Genomic DNA, 1479 nt, shown 5'->3' with positions numbered 1-1479 from the left:
CAAGGAGAACACCAGCTTCTCACCATCGGCGGCGGTGACGTAGCCGGACAGGGCGCTGACACCGGTCATCGAGCCGGTCTTGGCGTGCACGTTGTTGGCGGCGGGCGTGCCGCCCATGCGGCCGGCCAGCGTGCCGCCGACGGCCGGATTGCTGTTGCCGGCCACCGGAAGCGCGTCGTACCAGGTCTGGAACCACGGCCGGGACCTGGCGTTGATCAGCAGCTGGGCGATCTCGGCCGGGCTGACGATGTCCAACCTGGACAGACCCGAGCCGTCGAACTGATTGTACTTGTTGGGATCGATGCCCAGCGCGCCCAGCTTGGTGGTGAGCGCGTTGACGCCGCCCCCGAAGCTGCCGGAGCCCAGCCGCTCCACACCCGCCGCCTTGACCAGGGTCTCGGCCAGCATGTTGTTGCTCTGCTTGAGCAGCGGCGACATCAGCTGGCCGACGGTGGCCGAGGTGTGGCTGGCCACCGTGGCCAGGCCCGTCGGCATCGGCTGGAACGTCGTGGTGCCGGTGACCGAGACGCCCGCGTCGTTCAGCGCCTTGCGAAAGACCGACGCCGCGAACGCGGTCGGGTTGTCCACCGACATCTGGTTGACCACCGCCGCCGCGCCGGCCGCGATGGCGCCGCTGACGGTGATCGTGTTCGTGCCGTGCACGCGGTTGACCGACAGGCCCCCGCCGGAGCCGGTCGTGGCGGTGTTGTCGACCGTCATGTACGTGTTCGCCGGCGTCATGGTGACGATGGCCGGCTGGCCCTGCGCGCCGGGCGCGACCGTCACGGTCACCGAACCCGAGGTGGCGTTGCCGTCCGGAGAGACGGTCAGCGCGGAGATCTGGGCCGAGTAGAAGTACGGCTCGTCGTCCCAGTTCCAGCCGGGGCCCAGCCGCGTGCTGTCGAAGTAGGTGTCGTCGGCGACGAGGTGGCCGGTGACGTTGGTGATGCCGGCCTGCTTCACCTGGTTGGCCATCGCCTGGTAGTCGGCCGCCGTGGTGCTGGGGTCGCCGAAACCCTTCAGGTACAGGTCGCCGGTGAGCGTTCCGCCGGAGACTGTGCCGTTCTTGCGGACGTACGTGTCGAACGAGTAGTCGGCGCCCAGCAGGTCCAGCGCCGCCGCCGAGGTCACCAGCTTCTCGTTGGAGGCCGGCGCCAGCAGGCTGTCGCCGAGGTGGGAGTACAGGGTCTCGCCGGTGTCGGCGGCGCGGACGACTAGTCCGGCCGTGGCCCCGGCCAGCTCGGGGCCGGCCAGCAGGGAGTCGAGGTCGTGGCCGAGGGCTGTGGCGTTGGCCGAGCCCGCGCTGGCCGCCGCCGGCAGCGCGAGCAGGGCGGCCGCGACGCAGCCGATCGCGATAGTTCGCGAAGAGATTCTCACGGAGCCCAGGACGGGCAGCCACACCCCGAAGTTGCGACCCGAGGCAAAATTGACCCCTGCAGACCCGAACAGCCGCCCAAGATCGAGGGACCGATCCTCACG

At 70.0% G+C, this 1479-nt stretch carries 1 protein-coding gene; it reads right to left on the bottom strand.

Annotation, left to right across the window (positions count from 1 at the left end; genetic code table 11):
- Positions 1–1377 (bottom strand): D-alanyl-D-alanine carboxypeptidase/D-alanyl-D-alanine endopeptidase (dacB, locus tag KUTG_RS35990; protein ID WP_198047419.1); only part of this gene is annotated, 1377 nt, incomplete at its 3' end.
- Positions 1378–1479 lie beyond the last annotated feature (102 nt).

Source organism: Kutzneria sp. 744 (assembly GCF_000568255.1).
Lineage (GTDB): Bacteria > Actinomycetota > Actinomycetes > Mycobacteriales > Pseudonocardiaceae > Kutzneria.
Note: the sequence above shows the minus strand (reverse complement) of the source record. Positions and strands in the feature narration are given on the sequence as shown.